The organism is Aquitalea palustris (assembly GCF_003693445.1).
In the GTDB taxonomy this organism is placed as follows: Bacteria; Pseudomonadota; Gammaproteobacteria; order Burkholderiales; family Chromobacteriaceae; genus Aquitalea; species Aquitalea palustris.
This window is the reverse complement of the sequence record NZ_RFAR01000046.1, coordinates 16,693-35,839: the sequence shown is the minus strand read 5'-3', so window position 1 is coordinate 35,839 and position 19,147 is coordinate 16,693. Positions and strand designations below refer to the sequence as shown.

Here is a 19,147-nt window from a genome sequence, read left to right as displayed (position 1 = left end):
CGCGCAATGATTGTTAATCAGCCGACAAGCAAAAGATGCACCAGCTTGTGACTCCGCCGATTATAACCTTTGATATACTTTCCCCCATGGAAAAAGCTCAAGCAAGGTCCCGGCTCGATTTGGCACGCGAAGTGCTGCAAACCGAGGCGGACGCAATTCTGGCCCTGTCCCGTCGCCTGAATGGTGACTTTCTGCGCGCGGTCGAGGCCATTCTGGCCTGCACCGGCCGCATTGTTGTCACGGGCATGGGCAAGTCCGGCCACGTCGGCCGCAAGATTGCCGCCACCCTGGCCAGCACCGGCAGCCCGGCCTTCTTCGTCCATCCGGCCGAAGCCGCCCACGGCGATCTGGGCATGATTACCGCACAGGACGTGGTCATCGCCCTGTCCAACTCCGGGGAATCCGGCGAAGTAGTCGCCCTGCTGCCCGCACTCAAGCGCAAGGGCCTGGTGCTGATCGCCATGACCGGCAATCCGGCCTCCTCGCTGGGACGGGAAGCCGACATCCTGCTGGACACCCAGGTAGAAAAGGAAGCCTGCCCGCTAGGCCTGGCCCCCACCACCAGCACCACGGTGCAGATGGCACTGGGAGATGCTCTGGCCGTTACCCTGCTGGACGCACGCCAGTTCGGCCCGGAAGACTTCGCCCTGTCTCATCCCGGCGGCAGCCTGGGCCGTCGCCTGCTGGTACACGTCAAGGACCTGATGCACAGCGGCGAAGAGCTGCCGCGCGTCACGCCCGGCACCGCGCTGAAAGACGCCCTGCTGGAAATGTCGCACAAGCGACTGGGCATGGTAGCCATCGCCAGCGCAGACAATGTCATCTGCGGCATCTATACCGATGGTGACCTGCGCCGCACGCTGGAGCACTCCGGCAATATCTACGACCTGAACATCGACCAGGTGATGAGCCCCGCCCCGCAAACCATCCTGCACAGCAAGCTGGCCACCGAGGCGGTTCACCTGATGGAGCAGCGGCGCATTACCAGCCTGCTGGTAGTGGATGCCGACGGCAAACTGGCCGGCGCCATCCACATGCACGACCTGCTCAAGGCCGGCGTGGTCTAGCCCGGCTAGCGCGCCAACAAGGAAACCCATGCAAGCCATCACCGAACAAGCCCGCAAGATCAAGCTGCTGATCATGGATGTGGACGGCGTCCTCACCGACGGCCGCATCTACTACAACGCCCAGGGCGAAGAAAGCAAATCCTTCTACGTGCAGGACGGTCTGGGCCTCAAGCTGCTGCAGTCCACCGGAGTGCGGCTGGCCATCATCTCCGGCCGCGCCGATCGTTGCGTGGAACATCGCGCCCAGGCCCTGGGTATCGATTTCTACTTTGGCGGCATCCACAACAAGCAGGAAGCACTGGCCCAATTGCTGGAGCAGGCTGGCGTCACGGCGGAGCAATGCGCCTTCATCGGTGACGACCTGATCGACCTGCCCGTGCTGCGCCGTGTCGGGCTGGCCGTCGCCGTACCGGCTGCCCCCACCCTGGTACGCCAGCACGCCCATTACGTCACCGGCTTTCCCGGCGGCCAGGGGGCGGTGCGCGAACTGGCCGAGCTCATCATGCAGGCGCAGGGCAATTTCGACGCCATTCTGGCCAGGTATCTGGCATGATCCGTTCGCACCGGCTGTTTCCCATCCTGCTGGTCCTCATCACCGGTCTGCTGACAGTCTGGCTGGATACGGTATCGCGCTGGGAGCCCAGCAAGCGCGAACTCGACCCCAACAAGCCGGAAGTCGTGGTGGATGGCGTCGTCGCCACCCGCTACGACCCCAAGGGCATGCTGCAGGAAAAAATGATCGCCAGCCGCATGTGGCAGTACCCCGACCGCACCGAGTCCTATTTTGAAACACCCGACCTGCAAAGCTACAAGAACGGTGTACTGGCCTACCATGCCATTGGCGACAGCGGGCGCTATAACAGCAAAACCAGACAGGCGCTGTTTGACAAGAAAGTCACGCTGATCCAGCCGGCCAGCGCCACTCAGCCGGAAACCCGCGTGGTCAGCAGCAATATGCGTATCGATACCGTGCGCCACATCGCGCAGGCCGCCACGCTGACCCACTTCTATCACGGCAAGTCGAGCGGCAGCGCCGTCGGCTTCATCTATGAACAGCAGACCGGCCAATTGCAGCTGCTGTCCAATGCAAAGGTCACTTATGAAAAATAAATGCCGCAGCTACGCCCGCCTGGCCTTGCTGGCGCTTTCGCTGTGCGTCGGCCACAGTGCACACGCAGAAAAGGCCGACCGCGACAAACCCATTGAAATCAGTGCCGATCGCGGCAACCTGGATCAGCTCAAAGGCGTGACCGTCTGGCAGGGCAATGTGATCATCGTGCAGGGCACACTGAAACTGAACGCCGACCGCGCCACCGTCACCCAGGACAAGCAGGGTAACCAGACCATGCAGGCCACCGGCCGCCAGGTGATGTTCCGCCAGAAAATGGATGGAAAAAACGACTGGATTGAAGGCCAGGCCAACCAGCTGGACTACAACACCGTCACCCATGTCGCCGTACTCACCGGCAATGCCCGCGTCAAACGCGGCAGCGACCTGGTCATCGGCAACGTGATCACCTACAACACCGAAACCGAGCTGTATGAAGTCAGCAGCGGCGCCAGCAGCAATGGTGGCCGCGTCACCGCCATCATTCAGCCCAAGCCCAGGGACACCACCGCCCCTGCCGCCAAGAAACCCGACGGAAACGCACCATGAGCGGCCCCAGCATTCTGAAAGTGGAGCGGCTTAAAAAGCGCTTCAAGAAACGTACCGTCGTCAAGGATGTCGCCCTGCAGATCCAGAGCGGCGAAGTAGTCGGCCTGCTCGGCCCCAACGGCGCCGGCAAAACCACCAGCTTTTACATGATTGTCGGCCTGATCGGCGCCGATGAAGGCGAAATCACCCTGGATGGCAACAGCATCACCCACCTGCCCATCCACCAGCGCGCCCGCCTTGGCCTGGGCTACCTGCCGCAGGAAGCCTCGATTTTCCGCAAGATGACGGTGGAGGAAAACATCACCGCCGTACTGGAAATCGCCGGCTACAAAGGTGACAAGCTGGAGAAGGAACTCAGCCTGCTGCTGGACGACCTCAATATCGCCCACCTGCGCGAAAGCAATGCCCTGTCGCTGTCCGGCGGTGAAAGACGCCGGGTGGAAATCGCCCGCGTACTGGCCACCCGCCCACGCTTCATCCTGCTGGACGAGCCTTTTGCCGGCGTCGACCCGATTGCCGTGATCGACATCCAGAAAATCATCACCTTCCTGCAACAACGTGGCATCGGCGTACTGATTACCGACCACAACGTACGGGAAACCCTGCGCATCTGCGACCGCGCCTACATCATCAGCGACGGCTCGGTACTGGCCTCCGGCGAACCGGAAGAACTGGTCAACAACGAGAAAGTGCGCCAGGTCTACCTTGGCGAACACTTCCACCTGTAAGCCATGAAACAGTCACTACAGCTCAGGGTCTCGCAGCAACTCACGCTTACGCCGCAACTGCAGCAGTCGATCAAGCTGCTGCAGCTGTCCACGCTCGACCTGCAAACCGAAGTCGAGCGCTTCCTGCTGGACAACCCCATGCTGGAACGTGGCGACGACACCCCGACACAAGAAAGCAGCACCAGCAGCAGCGACACCCCAGCGACGGCAGAAGACAGCACACCCTCCTCTGACAGCACGGACAGCGACAGCAACCAGCGTGACGACAGCAGCGGTGAACTCACAGACTGGGGCAGCGGCAGCCGCCGCAACGACGGCGACGACGAGTTCGACCCCATGCTCAACGTCCCCTGCCCGGTCAGCCTGCGCGAGCACCTGCTGGCCCAGCTGGGCGAATTGACGCTCCCCACCCGCGATCAGGCCATCGTGCAATTGCTGATCGAAGAACTGGACGACAACGGCTTCCTCAGCATCGATCTGGAAGAACTGGCCAGCCATTTGCCGCTGGAGCTGGAGCTGGAAACCGACGAACTGATGGTCGGCCTGCGCCTGTTGCAGCAATTCGACCCCGCCGGCATCGCTGCGCGCTCGCTGGCCGAATCGCTCTGCCTGCAACTGGACCGTCTGCCACCGCAGGAGAACGGCCATGCGCTGGCGCGCAAGATCGTGGCAGAACACTTGAGTTTGCTGGGCAATCGCGACTATACCCGGCTCAAACGCCTACTCGGTGTAGACGACGATGCCATCCGCCAGGCCCAGCAACTGATCGCCCGGCTGACCCCTCATCCGGCAGCCGGTTTCGGCGGCGAAGACGTGCACTACGTCATTCCCGATGTTACCGTGCGCAAACGTCGTGGCCGCTGGGTAGCCGAACTCAATAACGGTGCCGTGCCGCGACTGCGGGTCAACCAGCTGTATGCCCAGATGCTGTCGGAAAATCGCGCTGGTGCAGGCGAACTTTCCGGCCGCCTGCAGGAAGCAAAATGGCTGGTAAAAAACATCCAGCAACGATTTGACACTATCCTGAAAGTGTCAGAAGCTATAGTCGAAAGGCAGCAAGCGTTCTTTGAACACGGAGAAGTGGCCATGCGTCCGCTCATCCTGCGCGATATCGCAGACGAGCTGGGGCTGCATGAATCAACCGTTTCCCGGGTGACCACCCAGAAATACCTGCTCTGCCCGCGTGGCTTGTTCGAGCTGAAATATTTCTTCGGCAGTTCCCTGGAAACCGACAGTGGCGGCGAATGCTCGGCCACTGCCATCAAGGCCCATATCCGCCGCATGATAGACGGCGAAAATACGGCCAAGCCACTTTCCGACAGCGCCATTGCCGACGAATTGGGTAAACAGGGCATGCAGGTTGCAAGACGTACCGTTGCGAAGTATCGTGAAGCTATGCAGATTCCACCGGTCAACCTGCGCAAGGCACTGTAGGGCGCCTTGAAGAATATCCGCTCGCCCGGCCGACCCGACCGGGCAGTCAACACAAGAAGGAGTTAGGGTATGAACCTCAAAGTAACCGGTCTCCACCTCGAAGTAACCCCGGCCCTCCGCGAATTCCTGGAAAGCAAGCTGGAACGTGTCACCCGCCATGTCGATCACGTCATCGACGTTACTGTCACCCTGTCGGTAGACAAGCTGGTGCAAAAGGCGGAAGTCAACGTTCACCTCTCCGGCAAGGACATCCACGTAGAAGCCACCGACTCCGACATGTACGCTGCCATCGACTCGCTGATGGACAAGCTGGATCGACAGGTACTCAAGCACAAGGAAAAACAGAGCGAACACCGCGTGACTCCGCAGGTTCAACCGGAAGCCACCCTGTAATCACCTGACCGACGATGCGGGAACCCAGCGGGTTCCCGTTTTTATTTGCAGCGAGCCTTTTTCATTTTGATGAAGGCAACGTAGAATTGGCCAGTTTTTGTAGCCGCGTGCACACACTCCTATGAGCCTGATCGGCAAAATCCTGACACAGGATCACATCCTCCCGGACCTGGATGTCGCCAGCAAGAAGCGCGTCTTCGAGCAGGTGGGCCTCCTTATCGAAAACACCCACGGCATTGCGCGCAGTGAAATTTTCGACTGCCTGTTTGCCCGGGAAAAGCTTGGCTCCACCGGACTGGGCCAGGGAGTCGCCATTCCGCATGGCCGTGCCCGTGGCCTGAAGGAAGCCGCCGGCATTTTTATCCGGCTGAAGAACCCCATCCCCTTCGATGCGCCAGATGGCAAGCCGGTACAAAGCCTGTTTGTGCTGCTGGTCCCGGAACAAGCCACCGACCTGCATCTGCAAGTGCTGTCGGAACTGGCCCAGCTCTTCTCCAGCAAACAGCTGCGTGAACAATTGCTGACCGCCACCAACCGCGCCGAGCTCTACCAGTTGCTCACTGCATGGAATACCAATAATGCCTAGCATCACCGTGCGCCGGCTGTATCAGGACAATCAGCAAAAGCTCAATCTGACCTGGGTGGCCGGCACCGGTGGTGCCGACAGCCCCATCGGCAATGACGAGCAACGCCCCACGCTGGCCCTGGTTGGTCACCTCAACTTCATCCACCCCAACCGAGTACAGGTATTGGGGCTGGCCGAAGTCGACTACCTGAACCGGCTGGAACAGTCCGCCGCCAAAACCGCGCTGGACCAGCTGTTCCACAAGACCATGTCGGTGGTGATGGTGGCCAATGGCCAGCAGGTGCCCAAGCTGCTGCGCGACTACTGCCACACCCATAATGTGCCGCTGATGAGCACACCGCTGGAAAGCCCCTACCTGATGGATGTGCTGCGCATCTATCTGGCGCGCGCGCTGGCGGTTTCAACGGTGCTGCATGGCGTTTTTCTCGATGTGCTGGAAATCGGCGTGCTGATCATGGGCGACTCGGCCATGGGCAAGAGCGAACTGGCGCTGGAACTGATTTCGCGCGGTCACGGCATGGTGGCTGACGATGCAGTTGAACTCTACCGCATCGGCCCGGAAACGCTGGAAGGCCGTTGCCCGCCGCTGCTGCGCGACTTTCTGGAAGTGCGTGGCCTGGGCATTCTGAATATCCGTACCATTTTCGGTGAAACCGCCGTCCGGCCGAAAAAGGTGCTCAAACTGATCATCCATCTGGTCAAGGCCAACGACCAGGCCATGCAGGCGCTGGATAGACTGAATATCCAGTCGGAAACCCAGGATATTCTGGGGGTGACCGTACGCAAGGTAGTACTGCCGGTGGCGGCAGGCCGCAACCTGGCCGTGCTGGTGGAAGCGGCAGTACGCAATTACATCCTGCAACTGCGTGGCATCGACAGCACCCGCGAATTCATCGAACGCCATACCAACTTCCTCAGAGATCAGGAAAATGCGCCTGATATTGATTAGCGGCCTGTCCGGCTCCGGCAAATCCATCGCCCTGCGCGCGCTGGAAGACTCCGGCTATTACTGCGTGGACAATCTGCCGGCCACCATGCTGCATGAGGCCATGTCGCTGTATGCCGACTACGGCTACGAGCAGATCGCCATTAGCGTGGATACCCGTTCCAGCCCTTCGCTGGGCGCCTTGCCAGAGGAAGTGGACAAGCTGCGCCAGCAAGGCGTGGACGTACGGCTGCTGTTTCTGGAAGCCAAGTCGGAAACCCTGGTCAAGCGCTTCTCCGAAACCCGTCGACGCCACCCCTTGTCCGGCAGTGGCTCCACCGTGGAAGAGTGCATCCGGCTGGAGCAGGAGTTACTGGCCAGCATTCAGGAAATGGGCATTCGCATCGACACCAGCGAGTTATCGGCCAATGCGCTGAAAAGCTGGATCAAGGAACTGGTCGAGGCGGATAGCAGCCGGCTGACCATCATCTTCGAGTCCTTTGGTTTCAAGCATGGCGTCCCGCTGGATGCCGACTATGTCTTCGATGTGCGCTGCCTGCCCAACCCCTACTACGATCCAGCGCTGCGTCCACTGACCGGCCGTGATCAGGCGATTGTCGACTTTTTCCTGCAACAGCCACAGGTGGCTGAAATGACCGAAGACATTCGTCATCTGGTAGCCAAATGGCTGCCGGAGTTCAGCCGGGAAAACCGCAGCTATCTGACGGTTGCCATTGGTTGTACCGGCGGCCAGCACCGCTCGGTCTATATTACCGAACAACTGGCACGGGCCTTTGCTGCCGAACAGGTGCTGCTGCGCCACCGCCAGCTGTTTCGCGAAGCCTGAACCGGCACTGGCCGCTGCCTGCGGGCAGTGCCGCCCCTCCACACCGCCAAGCCCTTGTGGATCCTGCCCACAGCATCGGCAAGATCCCTGCCCATGGAAGATGCTGATGTCCATACCCAAAACCGTTACCGTCGCCCTGACCGGAGCTTCCGGTCTACCTTACGGCCTGCGCCTGATCGATGCATTGATCGCCGCCGGCATCCGCGTGTGGGTTCTGTACTCACAAGCCGCCCAGGTAGTGGCCAAGCAGGAAATGAATCTGCAACTGCCCTCGCGCCCTGCCGAGGTACAGCAATGGCTATACGAGCGCACCGGCGCACAAGCAGAACAACTGGCCGTATTTGGCCGTGAAGAATGGTTTGCTCCTGTGGCCTCCGGCTCCAATCCGGCAGATGCCATGGTGGTCTGCCCCTGCTCGATGGGTACGCTGGCTGCCATTGCCCATGGCATGAGCGACAATCTGATTGAGCGGGCGGCCGATGTCAGCATCAAGGAAGGCCGCAAGCTGATCCTGGTACCGCGCGAAACCCCGCTGTCGGTCATCCACCTGGAAAATATGCTGCAACTGGCGCGGCTGGGCGTGGTCATCCTGCCGCCATCGCCAGGTTTCTATACCCATCCAGCTAGTGTCGATGACATGGTGGATTTTGTCGTGGCACGTATTCTGGATCAGCTACGCATTCCCCATCAGCTGATGCCACGCTGGGGTGAAGCACACAAGGAGTAAGCCATGCGGGAAAACGCGTTGTGGAGCTTGCCGGCCTTGCGCCGGCTCGAAACCGAAGCCGAGCTGCAAGGGCTGGATCTGATGCAACGCGCTGCCCGCGCTACCGCCGACTGGGTGGGATGTCACTTGCACAACGATGCGCGCATCCTGGTGGCAGCCGGCCCCGGCAATAACGGTGGTGATGCACTGTATGCTGCGCTATTGCTGATGCAGGCAGGCTACAGCGTGGACATCCTGCTACCGCAAGCCGCCAGCAACCCGCAAAGCCAGGCTGCACTGCAGGCCATACGCCAGGCTGGCGGGATTCCGCTGCAGCAGCTGGCAGACGATTACCCGACGCCAGACCTGCTGATCGACGGCCTGTTCGGCATCGGCCTCAGCCGCCCGCTGTCGGCTGACTGGGCCGCCGCCATGACTCAGCTCAATCAGCTGGACTGCCTGAAACTGGCGCTGGACTGCCCCAGCGGGCTGGATCCTTACACCGGGCAGGCACAACAGGCCTGCATCCGCGCCAGCCATACCCTGACCTTTCTCTGTCACAAACCGGGGCTGTTCTATGCCGCCGGTGCCGACCATGCCGGTCAAATCGAACTGGCCGCACTCGACTGCCCGCAAGCGCTGCTCCCGCCAGCCGAAGGCTATCTGAACCGGCAGGATGCCAGCCCACTGCAACGCCAACGCGACAGCCACAAAGGCAGCAATGGCACGCTATGCATCATTGGCGGTAATCGCGGCATGCTGGGTGCTGCCCTGCTGGCCGGTCGCGCAGCACTGGCTGCCGGAGCCGGCAAAGTGCATGTACTGACACTGGATGGCAGCCTGACCGTTGACCCCACCTGTCCGGAGCTGATGCTGCAACATGCCGACCCGGCCATGCCGCTGCCTGCCGCCGACGTGCTGGCGCTTGGTCCCGGCCTGGGTCAGGACAAACCGGCCCGGCAATGGCTCACGCGGGCCCTGGCCAGCCCCCTGCCACTGGTGCTGGATGCCGATGCCCTGAACCTGCTGGCCAGCAATGCCGACCTGCAGCACACACTGGCCAAACGCACAGCAAGTACCATACTGACACCGCACCCGGCAGAAGCAGCGCGCCTGCTGGCTTGCCCAACCGCCACCGTGCAAGGTGACCGCCTGGCCGCCGCCCGTCAGCTGGCCGAACGTTTCCAGTGCACCGTGCTACTCAAGGGTGCCGGCAGCCTGATCGTGAGCGTTGGGCAACCCTATCTGCTCAATACCAGTGGCGGTCCGGCACTGGCTGCCGCCGGTCAGGGAGATGTACTGACCGGGCTGATCGCCGCCCTGCTAGCCCAGGGCATGGATGCGCGTGCCGCCAGCAGTCTGGCCGCGCGGGTACACGGACTGGCCGGTGATGAATACCAGCAACAGGCAGGTGGGCCCATTGGCCTGACCGCATCGGCCACCAGCCAGCGCTGCAGCCACTGGCTGAACCGCCTGCTCTAGTCCGCTACCCGCTCAACCCCATTTTTTGTATACAATTCCAACTCGCACAGCATGCTGGCCCTGTGTAAAATAAGCCACCAATATGGTGGAGAATTGTCTTGCCTCAACAAAAAAAAGCTTACCTGCTAGGGCTTTCTGCCGTTCTTGCCTGGTCTACCGTGGCCACTGCCTTCAAGATCAGCTTGCAGCATCTGTCACCTGCCCAGCTTGTTTTGTATGCAAGCATTGCCTCCACCCTCAGCCTGCTTTCCATCCTGCTGTGGCAAGGCCGCCTTGGCAGCCTGCTACCGGCCCTGCGCCAGCACTGGCGCCGCTCGCTGCTGCTGGGTGCAGTCAATCCGCTCGCCTACTACCTGATCCTGTTCCAGGCTTACGCTCTGCTTCCGGCACAGGAAGCCCAGGCCATCAACTACACCTGGGCACTGACCATGACCTTGCTGTCGGTGCCCCTGCTCAAACACAAACTGAGCCGGCATGACATGCTGGCCGCGGTGATTTGTTATCTGGGGGTGCTGGTCATCGGCACCCACGGCCAGCTGCTACAGCTGCACTTTTCCAGCCTGCCAGGTGTCGGCTTCGCCCTGGCATCCACCCTGCTCTGGGCGGGTTACTGGATTTTCAATGCGCGCGACCAGCGTGAACCAGTGATCGGACTCACGCTCAACTTCTTGCTGTCCCTGCCACTGACACTGGCTTTTTGCGCCCTCAGCGGCGAACTCAAGCCAGTGGCCTGGCAAGGCCTGGCAGGTGCTGCCTATGTCGGCGGCCTGGAGATGGGCTTCACCTTCGTGCTGTGGCTGAGCGCAATGAAGCTCACCAGCAGTACCGCACGCATCGCCAATCTGATTTTCCTGTCGCCACTACTGTCGCTGGGCTTGATCCACTTCATTGTTGGCGAACCCATCCTGCCCTCCACCCTGATCGGACTGGGCTTGATTCTGGGCGGGCTACTGCTGCAGAAACTGGGGAAAATCCACTAAAACTGCACTTTAGTTCAGTTCAAATACACTTAGGGGAACTGATTTCAACAGCACAAGAGTGCAAAAAAACCGCATTCCTCAGTGCCCACCTGCTTGTTGTACTGCCATTTGCAAGCATAAACCTTTAAATTATCCCCATCACACGCGACAGCCGTGACAGCTTCATACTGCGATGCCAACATGCTTAGCAAACAGATGTGGCAATTCCCGGGTTGAGTTTCTAGGATTCAAACAGGGTAAGAGGGATAATAAAATCAATGAACAGTATCAAATCAAAGCTCAGGCTCTGGCTGATGATGGGGGTGACCGTGATCGTGGCGATCACCGGCCTGTTGTCATACAACCAGAACCGCAGCCAGGATGAAGCAGATTACCAGGCACAGCGTGCCTCGTTGCAAGCACGGCTGTCCTTGTCCCTGCCACATGGGGTCTGGCAGATGGACGACTCCTATACCCGCCTGACACTGGACGCCGAACTGGGCTGGAACTCCGTGGTGGCCATCCGCATCACCGGAGACGCCGGGCTGAACATTGGCCGCATCCGCAGCGACAACAATACCCTGCGCGACATGGCTCCCTCCGAAAAACCCGGCAGTGATGACGTGTTGAGCCTGCCCATCATCTACCAGAATCGTGAAAAGCTTGGCACGGCCACCGTTTACCTGTCGCGCAGCCAGCTGGAACACCGCCAGCTGGTGCACTTGCTGGAAATCCTGCTGGAAATCGTGGTACTGGATGTACTGATCTTCTTCGTGATGACCTACAACCTGAACCGCTTCGTGTTCGATCCGCTGAAACGGCTGCAAGATGCGCTGAATCGTGCGGCCAGCAGTGACGATGCCAAGTCTTCCCGTATCTCGCAGCAAACCCAGGATGAATTCGGCGCGGTGACCCGCAGTTTCAACCGCATTGTCGACCGCATTTCTGCCGACCTTGCCATGCGCACGGCAGCCGAGGCCCAGGCCCGTCAGGAAAAGGACAATGCAGAGCTGGCCTTGCGCCAGCTGGTGCAGACCCAGCAAACCCTGGTCGAGGCGGAAAAACTCGCCTCGCTGGGCAGCCTGGTGGCTGGCGTGGCCCACGAAATCAACACGCCGGTCGGCATTACCCTGACCACGGCCTCGCACCTGGCCACCACCACCCTGCACATCACGGAAAAACTGGATAACGGCGGCATCAAGAAGAGCGATTTCCAGGCTTATCTGGATACGGCCAAAGAGTGCTGCGAGCTGATTTTGTCCAATGCAGAACGTGCTGCCAACCTGATCCACAGCTTCAAGCAGGTGGCGGTAGATCAAACCAGCGAGCAGCGCCGCGACTTCCAGCTCAATGACTATCTGAGTGAAATCGTCACCAGCCTCAAGCCGCGTTTCAAACGCTCGCAGACCAGCATCGAAATTTCCTGCGAAGACGACCTGCTGCTGGACAGCTATCCGGGCGCGGTGTCGCAAGTCATCACCAACCTGCTGGTGAATGCCCTGGTGCATGGCTTTGATGAAAAGCCCGGCGGCACCATCAGCATCCATGCCGAGCGCAGCAGCAACAATAACGTCAAGCTGAGCATTCAGGATAACGGCAAGGGCATCCCTGCCGAAAACCTCAGCCGTATCTTCGACCCCTTCTTCACCACCCGCCGTGGCAGTGGTGGCAGCGGACTGGGGCTGCACATCGTCTATAACATCATCCGGCAACGTTTGGGTGGCAGTATCGAGGTACACAGCGAAGCCGGCAAAGGTAGCAACTTCATCATCACCATGCCTTGCATCGCCCCTGAAATCCAGCACAAGGAGTTCAAGCAATGAGTCAGCAGCAAGCAAATGACGACGACTGGCTGCTGGATGACGACCCGCCAGAACAGAGCAAGCCTTTGCCCCAGTACAAGCATCCATGGAAGATCCTGATCGTGGATGACGAGCCGGATGTGCACAGTGCCACCGCACTGGCCATCCGCAATATCCGCTACAAGGATCGTGCACTCGAGCTGCTGAGCGCCTACTCGGCGGGCGAAGCCCTGCAAATGCTGCAACTGCATGGCGACGTGGCACTGATACTGCTGGACGTGGTGATGGAAACAGACGACGCAGGCCTGCGACTGGTCCGCCGCATCCGCGAGGAGCTGCAGATCAGCACGACACGCATCGTGCTGCGCACCGGCCAACCAGGCCAGGCTCCGGAACAGGAAGTCATCCTCAATTACGATATCAACGACTACAAGACCAAGACCGAGCTGACCGTCCAAAAGCTGTTCACCACCGTGATCGCCTCGCTGCGTGCCTACGAAAACCTGATCACCATCGAGAAAAACCGCCAGGGTCTGGCCAAGATTCTGGAAGGGGCGGCCGATCTGTACCAGATGTTCTCGCTGAAGGAGTTCGCCTCTGGTGTGCTCAAACAGATCAGCGCCATTCTGGATGTCGGCACCGACGGCATCCTGTGTGTGGAAAGCACACCGGACATGACGGGGCGGCCGCAACTGGAAATCCTGGCGGCTGCCGGTGCTTATGAATGCCTGCTGGAAAGTGGCAGCCTGGACGACTATCCGGACCTGGCCAGCGCCATCCGGCGCGCCTTGCATGAAAAGCGCAATATCTACCAGCACCCCTACGATGTGTTGTGCATTACTGCACAAAACGGGCGCGAATTCGCCGTGCACTTCACCCCGCCCTGGCCGCTGGACGATGTGGAACGCAATCTGCTGGAGGTATTCTGCCAGCGCATTTCTTCAGCCTACGATAACCTCTATCTCTACAACCAGCTGCGTCATTCGCAGGAAGCCACCGTGGTGGCACTGGCAGCCCTGGCCGAGTACCGTGATACCGATACCGGTGCCCACGTACTACGGGTGCAGAAACTCACCGATGCCATTGCCGGCGAAATCCGCCAGCGCGGACAATATCTGGATCTGCTCACGGCCGAATTCATGGACATGGTGGGCATGGCCAGCATCCTGCACGATGTCGGCAAGGTTGGTACGCCGGATCACATCCTGTTCAAGCCTGGCAAACTGGACCCGGAAGAGCGGCGCATCATGGAGCAGCATGCCGGTATTGGCGCCAGCATTCTCGCCAAGTCGGCACAGATGGTGGAGGGGCAGAGCTATCTGTCACTGGGTTCTGAAATTGCCGGTGGTCACCACGAGCACTTCGATGGCAATGGCTACCCCAACAAGCTGAAAGAGCAGCAAATTCCGCTCTCCGCCCGCATCGTGGCGGTGGTGGATGTGTTTGATGCCCTGCTGAACAAGCGCCCCTACAAGGAGCCATGGGAGCTGTCGGAAACGCTGGACTATATCCGCAGCCGCGCTGGCAGCCAATTTGATCCAATCGTTGTCAGCGCCTTGTGCGATATGGTGGAGCAAGGACGGCTGCCCTTCGAACTATAGGTCCGCATCAAGAACAAAGCCGCCTGCAGCTTGCGCTGAGGCGGCTTTTTCATGGTCAGCTGATCCGTGATCAGGCCACGTAGAACATCACGCTGACAAACTGGCAGATGCTGCCCCCCAGCACAAACAAGTGCCAGATGCCGTGACCATGACGGATTTTCTCGTCATTGAGAAACCAGTAAATCCCCACGCTGTAAATCAAACCGCCCAGAGCCAGCCAGAACAAGCCACCCCAGGACATGGCGGCAATCAGCGGCTGCATGGCAATCACCACCAGCCAGCCCATCACCACATACAAAATCATCGACAGCAAGCGGGTGCGCCGTCCCAGCGTCAACTCCTGGATAATGCCGAAAATGGCCAGACCCCAGCTCAGACCGAACAGTGTCCAGCCCCAGGCTCCGCGCAAGGTGACCAGGCAATACGGCGTATAACTGCCGGCAATCAGCAAATAGATGGCCGAATGGTCGCACTTCTGCAAAATGGCCTTGGCCCGCCCTCTGGCGCTGTGATACAGCGTGGAAATCAGATACAGCAGCACCAAGGTAGAACCGTACAGGCTGAAGCTGACAATTTTCCAGGGATCGCCCTGCTCGGCCGCCACATACACCAGGCTGATCAGCCCGGTAATGGCCAGCACGGTGCCCACCAGGTGGGAAATCCCGTTGAAGCGCTCTCCGTAATACATAACACCTCTTTCTCTTGCCCGGCTGGGCATCCGGCAAAACCACAGCGGTCATCCGGGACAAGCTTGGGCAAGCAAAACACCATCACAGTTCCAATGTATACCAGCAAGATAGCGTCAATTCATTGCAATACAAGCTCGGGCAAGGCGAAAATGCTGCGACAGCAACAACAAAGCGGGCCGCAGCCCGCTTTGTTTCATCAACAGCTCAATCTGCAGCTCAGGCGCCCAGCGCCTTCAATACATTGCCGCGCACCACATCTACCGGCTGGGTACCATCGATCTTGACGTACTTGGGAGCCTTGGCATCGCCGCTGGCAGCGCGTTCGCCATAGAAGCCCACCAGCACTTCGGTTTGCTCGTGATAGACCGCCAGACGCTTTTTCACGGTTTCTTCGTGGTCGTCATCACGCTGGATCAGGTCTTCACCGGTCTCGTCATCCTTACCAGCCACTTTCGGCGGATTGAAGGTGATGTGGTAGGTACGACCGGAGGCCACGTGCACACGACGGCCAGCCATACGCTCGACGATGGCCGCATCCGGCACATCGATCTCGACCACGTAGTCGATATCCACGCCGGCAGCGATCATGGCTTCAGCTTGCGGAATGGTACGCGGAAAACCGTCGAACAGAAAACCGTTGGCACAGTCGTCCTGAGCGATACGTTCTTTCACCAGGCCAATGATGATGTCGTCGCGCACCAGGCCGCCGGCATCCATGATGGCTTTGGCTTCCAGGCCCAGCGGGGTACCGGCCTTGACCGCCGCACGCAGCATGTCGCCAGTGGAAATCTGCGGAATGCCGAACTGTTCACGAATATAGTTGGCCTGAGTGCCCTTGCCAGCGCCCGGAGCGCCCAACAGAATCAATCGCATAATTACTCCCGTCAGTTTGTATGTCGTTTATTGTGTTTGGTGTTCATCGGCCGTCTTCTGCTGCGGCCTTGCCCGGCGCTCAGCGCCCGGCCAGTACGGCACGCACCCGTTCCAGATCTTCCGGCGTATCCACGCCGGCTGCGGGTGCTTCGCTCACCGTGGCCACCATGATGGGGTAGCCATGCCATAGCACGCGCAGCTGTTCCAGTGCTTCGAACTGCTCCAGCGGTGCCGGGATCAATGAGCTGTAGGTCTGCAAAAAGCCTGCCTGGTAGGCATACATGCCGATGTGCCGCAAGACCGGTAGGTCGGCTGGCAAGACGCTTGTATCGTGTGCAAACGCGTCACGGGCATAGGGAATGGGCGCCCGGCTGAAATACAGGGCCCGCCCAGCGTGGTCCAGCACAACCTTGACCACATTGGGATTGAACATGTCTTGTGCAGCATGGAAGGGGTGGGCCACGGTGGCCATCGGCACCTTGGTCTCGGCCATCAGTGTGGCCAGACGGTCGATCAGTGCCGGATCAATCAAGGGCTCGTCGCCCTGTACATTCACCACGATCTGCGCGGCATCCCACTGCATCTGCTGGGCAACTTCCGCCAGGCGGTCGGTGCCGCTGGCGTGATCTACACGCGTCATCACCGTGGCAATGCCATGCGCAGCGCAGGCCTGCATGATTTCGGCATGATCGGTCGCCACCACTACCTGGCTGGCCGCACTTTTTGCGGCCTGCTCGGCCACCCGCACCACCATGGGCTTGCCGGCCAGATCAGCCAGCGGCTTGCCCGGCAAACGGCTAGAGGCCATGCGCGCTGGAATGACGACGGCAAAACCGCTCATTTTACTTCTTCTTCCGGCGGCAGTTCGCGCGCTTCGGTTTCCAGCATCATCGGGATGCCGTCCCGCACCGGAAAAGCCAGACGATCGCCCTTGCAGATCAGTTCCTGCTGGGCCTTGTCGAATACCAGCGGGCCCTTGCACAGCGGGCACACCAGGATGTCCAGAAATTTAGCGTCCATGTCTTATCTTCAATCGGGAAAGTAGCCAGCTCGCCAGATCCGGCGTCAGCTGTGCCGTAACCGGCAAGACCCATAGTCTAGCACGCTGCGCCGCATCATGAATCACCCGCCGCAATTTCACCGCATCTTTGCTGGTGACGATGATGGGGCTGTCGCCCGCCGGCAAATCCGCTGCGCTGAAAGCGTGATGATCGGGAAAGCTCAGGCAGTGCTGCAAAGAAAATCCCAAGCCGCGCAAGGTGTTGAAAAAACGCTCGGGGTGACCGATACCCGCCAGTGCCAGCACCGGCTCGGCTGCGAAATCCACCACACTGCGACTCCGTGTCGGATCAGCCAGTGACACCAGGTGCTCCGCACTCAGCTGCATCTGAAAGCAGGGTAACGCAGCGGGCAGCGGCAGGGATGAAGCGACGCCATTCACTACCACAGCGTCCACGCTGGCAAGACGGGAGGCCGGTTCGCGCAGCGGGCCAGCCGGCAACAGATGGCCATTACCCAGACCGCGTCCGCCATCCAGCACCACCACTTCCAGCGTACGCGCCAGCCGGTAGTGCTGCAGGCCGTCATCGGTCAGGATCAGCTGCAAATCGGGATGAACACGCAAGAGCAGTTCGCCGGCGGCCACCCGGTCTCGCCCCACCGCCACCGGAGCACCACTGGCGGCCAGTAGCAGAGGTTCGTCCCCCACCAGCTGCGGGCTACAGTCCGCACTCACCAGGGTTGGCTGCTGGTGCGTGCCGCCATAACCACGGCTGACCACCCCCACGCGCACGCCCCGGGCTTGCAAGGCAGCCAGCAAGCTCAGCGTCAGCGGTGTTTTGCCGACGCCACCCACATTGATATTGCCGATCACCACCACCGGCACCGCCAGCTGATGGCTGCGTAGCAGCCGCAAGCGATAAGCCATGCGCCGCAGCGCGGACACCAGTGCAAACAGCCCTTCCAGCGGAGCCAGAAGGGCTGTCAGCCACCATGCAGCTTGATACCAGTGGCGTTCGATACGTTGGCTGAGACGACTCACGGCGAAGTGTTTTGCGTGGCGAAAGTCAGCTGGGTCAGGCCTGCAGCACGTGCCGCCTCCATCACGCTCACCACCGACTGATGGGTTGCCTTGGCATCCGCATTGATGATGACCACCGGGTCTTTCTTGCCGGCAGCCGCATCACGCAACTGTGCCTGCAAGGCCGACTTGTCACCGGCCGCCAGCTTGTGTCCGGCCACTTCCATCTCACCGGATGCGGCCACAGCCACGGTAATTTCGCTAGCCGCAGGCTGACTGGTTTCGGCCTGGGCACTGGGCAGATTGATCTTAAGCTCGGCGAATTTGGAATAGGTGGTGGTGACCATCAGGAAAATCAGGATCACCAACAGCAGGTCAATCATCGGGATGAAATTGATTTCCGGCTCCTCGCGGTGCCGGCCGCGACGAAAATTCATGGCTTGCTACCGTTCTGGCGTTCGCCATGCAGTACTTCCACCAGTTTCACCGCCTGGGATTCCATCTCCACCAGCAAGCCATCCACCCGGGCGCGGAAATGGCGATAGAACATCATGCTGGGAATCGCCACAATCAAGCCAAAAGCCGTGTTGTACAGTGCAATGGAAATACCATGTGCCAGTTGCTGCGGATTGGATGAACCGCCAGGAGCCTGCGAACCAAAAATCTCGATCATGCCGATCACCGTGCCCAGCAGGCCCAGCAAGGGGGCCATGGCAGCGATGGTGCCCAGCGTATTCAGGAAGCGTTCCAGTTGATGCGCCACCACGCGGCCTTCGTCCTCGATGGCATCTTTCATCACCTCGCGGCTGACGCTGACATTACGCAGGCCAGCAGCGAACAGCTTGCCCAGCGGTGAATGGTTGTTGAGTAATTGCAGCAGGTCGGCCGAGGCGCCAACCCGACGATATTCGGTTACAGTCTGCGCCAGCAGGCCATCCGGTACGATCAGCGACGCGCGCAAACTGAACAGCCGCTCGAAGATGATGGCCAGCGAAATGACCGAGGCCAGAATGATGGTCCAGATCGGCCAACCGGCCGCTTCAATGATTGACCACACGAAACATTCTCCAAAGCTTTAGCTAAACGCTAAACTTTAGCGGTTGCCGGGGTTCTCGGCAACCGTAGGCAGAGACTTGCCGCCAATAAAAAAAGACATTTCCCAAACCAATGTAAGGAAATTCGCTAAGAGTCGATTTTCTAAGGGAAATTTGGCCGCATCCACAGATGCTGTGGATAACTTTGTTGATAAGCTTGTGAACAGACCGCTCATATCCTGCTGGCACGGCGCTTTCATCAGGCTGCACGCAATTTGAACAAAATACACAAGTTACTGTTTTTAAAAGAATTTAATCAAAGCAACATACCACCAGCCAAAAGC

22 protein-coding genes are annotated in these 19,147 nt (G+C 59.7%); 15 read left to right on the top strand and 7 right to left on the bottom strand.

Features of this window, described 5'->3' with window-relative positions; genetic code table 11:
* Window positions 1-86: 86 nt before the first annotated feature.
* The 15 genes from EAY64_RS11530 to EAY64_RS11460 all read left to right on the top strand — a co-directional run bounded on the left by EAY64_RS11530 (window position 87) and on the right by EAY64_RS11460 (window position 14,187).
* On the top strand, window positions 87-1,067 hold the full coding sequence (locus EAY64_RS11530) for a KpsF/GutQ family sugar-phosphate isomerase (RefSeq protein ID WP_103524912.1): 981 nt from the start codon (window positions 87-89) through the stop codon (window positions 1,065-1,067).
* A 28-nt stretch (window positions 1,068-1,095) separates the two neighbouring features.
* Window positions 1,096-1,620 (top strand): KdsC family phosphatase, encoded by a 525-nt coding sequence (locus EAY64_RS11525; protein ID WP_103524911.1) that lies wholly within the window; start codon window positions 1,096-1,098, stop codon window positions 1,618-1,620.
* Window positions 1,617-2,177: an LPS export ABC transporter periplasmic protein LptC gene (gene lptC / locus EAY64_RS11520; protein WP_103524910.1), complete on the top strand. Its 561-nt coding sequence runs from the start codon at window positions 1,617-1,619 to the stop codon at window positions 2,175-2,177. Before EAY64_RS11525 ends, lptC begins: the two co-directional genes overlap by 4 nt.
* Complete coding sequence (lptA, locus tag EAY64_RS11515) at window positions 2,167-2,724, top strand: lipopolysaccharide transport periplasmic protein LptA (protein WP_103524909.1); 558 nt, start codon at window positions 2,167-2,169, stop codon at window positions 2,722-2,724. The genes lptC and lptA overlap by 11 nt, the downstream gene beginning before the upstream one ends.
* Window positions 2,721-3,452: an LPS export ABC transporter ATP-binding protein gene (lptB, locus tag EAY64_RS11510; protein ID WP_103524908.1), complete on the top strand. Its 732-nt coding sequence runs from the start codon at window positions 2,721-2,723 to the stop codon at window positions 3,450-3,452. The genes lptA and lptB overlap by 4 nt, the downstream gene beginning before the upstream one ends.
* A gap of 3 nt (window positions 3,453-3,455) precedes the next feature.
* Complete coding sequence (locus tag EAY64_RS11505; protein ID WP_103524907.1) at window positions 3,456-4,886, top strand: RNA polymerase factor sigma-54; 1,431 nt, start codon at window positions 3,456-3,458, stop codon at window positions 4,884-4,886.
* A gap of 69 nt (window positions 4,887-4,955) precedes the next feature.
* A complete protein-coding gene (gene hpf / locus EAY64_RS11500) occupies window positions 4,956-5,279 on the top strand; it encodes a ribosome hibernation-promoting factor, HPF/YfiA family (protein ID WP_103524906.1) in 324 nt (107 codons plus the stop codon).
* A 121-nt stretch (window positions 5,280-5,400) separates the two neighbouring features.
* Window positions 5,401-5,865 (top strand): PTS IIA-like nitrogen regulatory protein PtsN, encoded by a 465-nt coding sequence (gene ptsN, locus EAY64_RS11495; RefSeq protein WP_103524905.1) that lies wholly within the window; start codon window positions 5,401-5,403, stop codon window positions 5,863-5,865.
* The gene (gene hprK / locus EAY64_RS11490) at window positions 5,858-6,814 is read left to right on the top strand and encodes an HPr(Ser) kinase/phosphatase (RefSeq protein WP_059287117.1); all 957 of its coding nucleotides are present in this window, start codon (window positions 5,858-5,860) and stop codon (window positions 6,812-6,814) included. The genes ptsN and hprK overlap by 8 nt, the downstream gene beginning before the upstream one ends.
* Window positions 6,795-7,637 carry an RNase adapter RapZ gene (gene rapZ / locus EAY64_RS11485; protein ID WP_103524904.1) on the top strand — a complete coding sequence of 281 codons (843 nt, stop codon included), beginning with the start codon at window positions 6,795-6,797 and terminating at the stop codon, window positions 7,635-7,637. Before hprK ends, rapZ begins: the two co-directional genes overlap by 20 nt.
* Before the next feature lie 106 nt (window positions 7,638-7,743).
* Window positions 7,744-8,364, top strand: coding sequence for a flavin prenyltransferase UbiX (locus EAY64_RS11480; protein ID WP_103524959.1), 621 nt, complete (start codon window positions 7,744-7,746; stop codon window positions 8,362-8,364).
* A gap of 3 nt (window positions 8,365-8,367) precedes the next feature.
* Window positions 8,368-9,825 carry an NAD(P)H-hydrate dehydratase gene (locus EAY64_RS11475; protein WP_103524903.1) on the top strand — a complete coding sequence of 486 codons (1,458 nt, stop codon included), beginning with the start codon at window positions 8,368-8,370 and terminating at the stop codon, window positions 9,823-9,825.
* A 98-nt stretch (window positions 9,826-9,923) separates the two neighbouring features.
* The gene (locus EAY64_RS11470; protein WP_103524902.1) at window positions 9,924-10,805 is read left to right on the top strand and encodes a DMT family transporter; all 882 of its coding nucleotides are present in this window, start codon (window positions 9,924-9,926) and stop codon (window positions 10,803-10,805) included.
* Window positions 10,806-11,062: 257 nt separating this feature from the next.
* Window positions 11,063-12,607: a sensor histidine kinase gene (locus tag EAY64_RS11465; RefSeq protein ID WP_103524901.1), complete on the top strand. Its 1,545-nt coding sequence runs from the start codon at window positions 11,063-11,065 to the stop codon at window positions 12,605-12,607.
* Complete coding sequence (locus EAY64_RS11460) at window positions 12,604-14,187, top strand: DUF3369 domain-containing protein (RefSeq protein ID WP_103524900.1); 1,584 nt, start codon at window positions 12,604-12,606, stop codon at window positions 14,185-14,187. Before EAY64_RS11465 ends, EAY64_RS11460 begins: the two co-directional genes overlap by 4 nt.
* Before the next feature lie 70 nt (window positions 14,188-14,257).
* Here the strand turns inward: EAY64_RS11460 and trhA are convergent, their stop codons facing one another.
* From trhA to EAY64_RS11425, 7 genes are all read right to left on the bottom strand, one after another.
* The gene (trhA, locus tag EAY64_RS11455) at window positions 14,258-14,875 is read right to left on the bottom strand and encodes a PAQR family membrane homeostasis protein TrhA (protein ID WP_103524899.1); all 618 of its coding nucleotides are present in this window, start codon (window positions 14,873-14,875) and stop codon (window positions 14,258-14,260) included.
* 217 nt (window positions 14,876-15,092) lie between these two features.
* Window positions 15,093-15,749 carry an adenylate kinase gene (adk, locus tag EAY64_RS11450; RefSeq protein ID WP_103524898.1) on the bottom strand — a complete coding sequence of 219 codons (657 nt, stop codon included), beginning with the start codon at window positions 15,747-15,749 and terminating at the stop codon, window positions 15,093-15,095.
* A 79-nt stretch (window positions 15,750-15,828) separates the two neighbouring features.
* Window positions 15,829-16,590 carry a 3-deoxy-manno-octulosonate cytidylyltransferase gene (gene kdsB / locus EAY64_RS11445; protein WP_103524897.1) on the bottom strand — a complete coding sequence of 254 codons (762 nt, stop codon included), beginning with the start codon at window positions 16,588-16,590 and terminating at the stop codon, window positions 15,829-15,831.
* On the bottom strand, window positions 16,587-16,769 hold the full coding sequence (locus tag EAY64_RS11440; RefSeq protein ID WP_103524896.1) for a Trm112 family protein: 183 nt from the start codon (window positions 16,767-16,769) through the stop codon (window positions 16,587-16,589). The genes kdsB and EAY64_RS11440 overlap by 4 nt, the downstream gene beginning before the upstream one ends.
* Entirely contained in the window at window positions 16,759-17,790 is a 1,032-nt protein-coding gene (gene lpxK / locus EAY64_RS11435; protein ID WP_103524895.1) for a tetraacyldisaccharide 4'-kinase, read from the bottom strand. Before lpxK ends, EAY64_RS11440 begins: the two co-directional genes overlap by 11 nt.
* Complete coding sequence (locus EAY64_RS11430; RefSeq protein ID WP_103524894.1) at window positions 17,787-18,206, bottom strand: ExbD/TolR family protein; 420 nt, start codon at window positions 18,204-18,206, stop codon at window positions 17,787-17,789. Before EAY64_RS11430 ends, lpxK begins: the two co-directional genes overlap by 4 nt.
* Window positions 18,203-18,826 (bottom strand): MotA/TolQ/ExbB proton channel family protein, encoded by a 624-nt coding sequence (locus EAY64_RS11425; protein WP_103524893.1) that lies wholly within the window; start codon window positions 18,824-18,826, stop codon window positions 18,203-18,205. The genes EAY64_RS11430 and EAY64_RS11425 overlap by 4 nt, the downstream gene beginning before the upstream one ends.
* Window positions 18,827-19,147 lie beyond the last annotated feature (321 nt).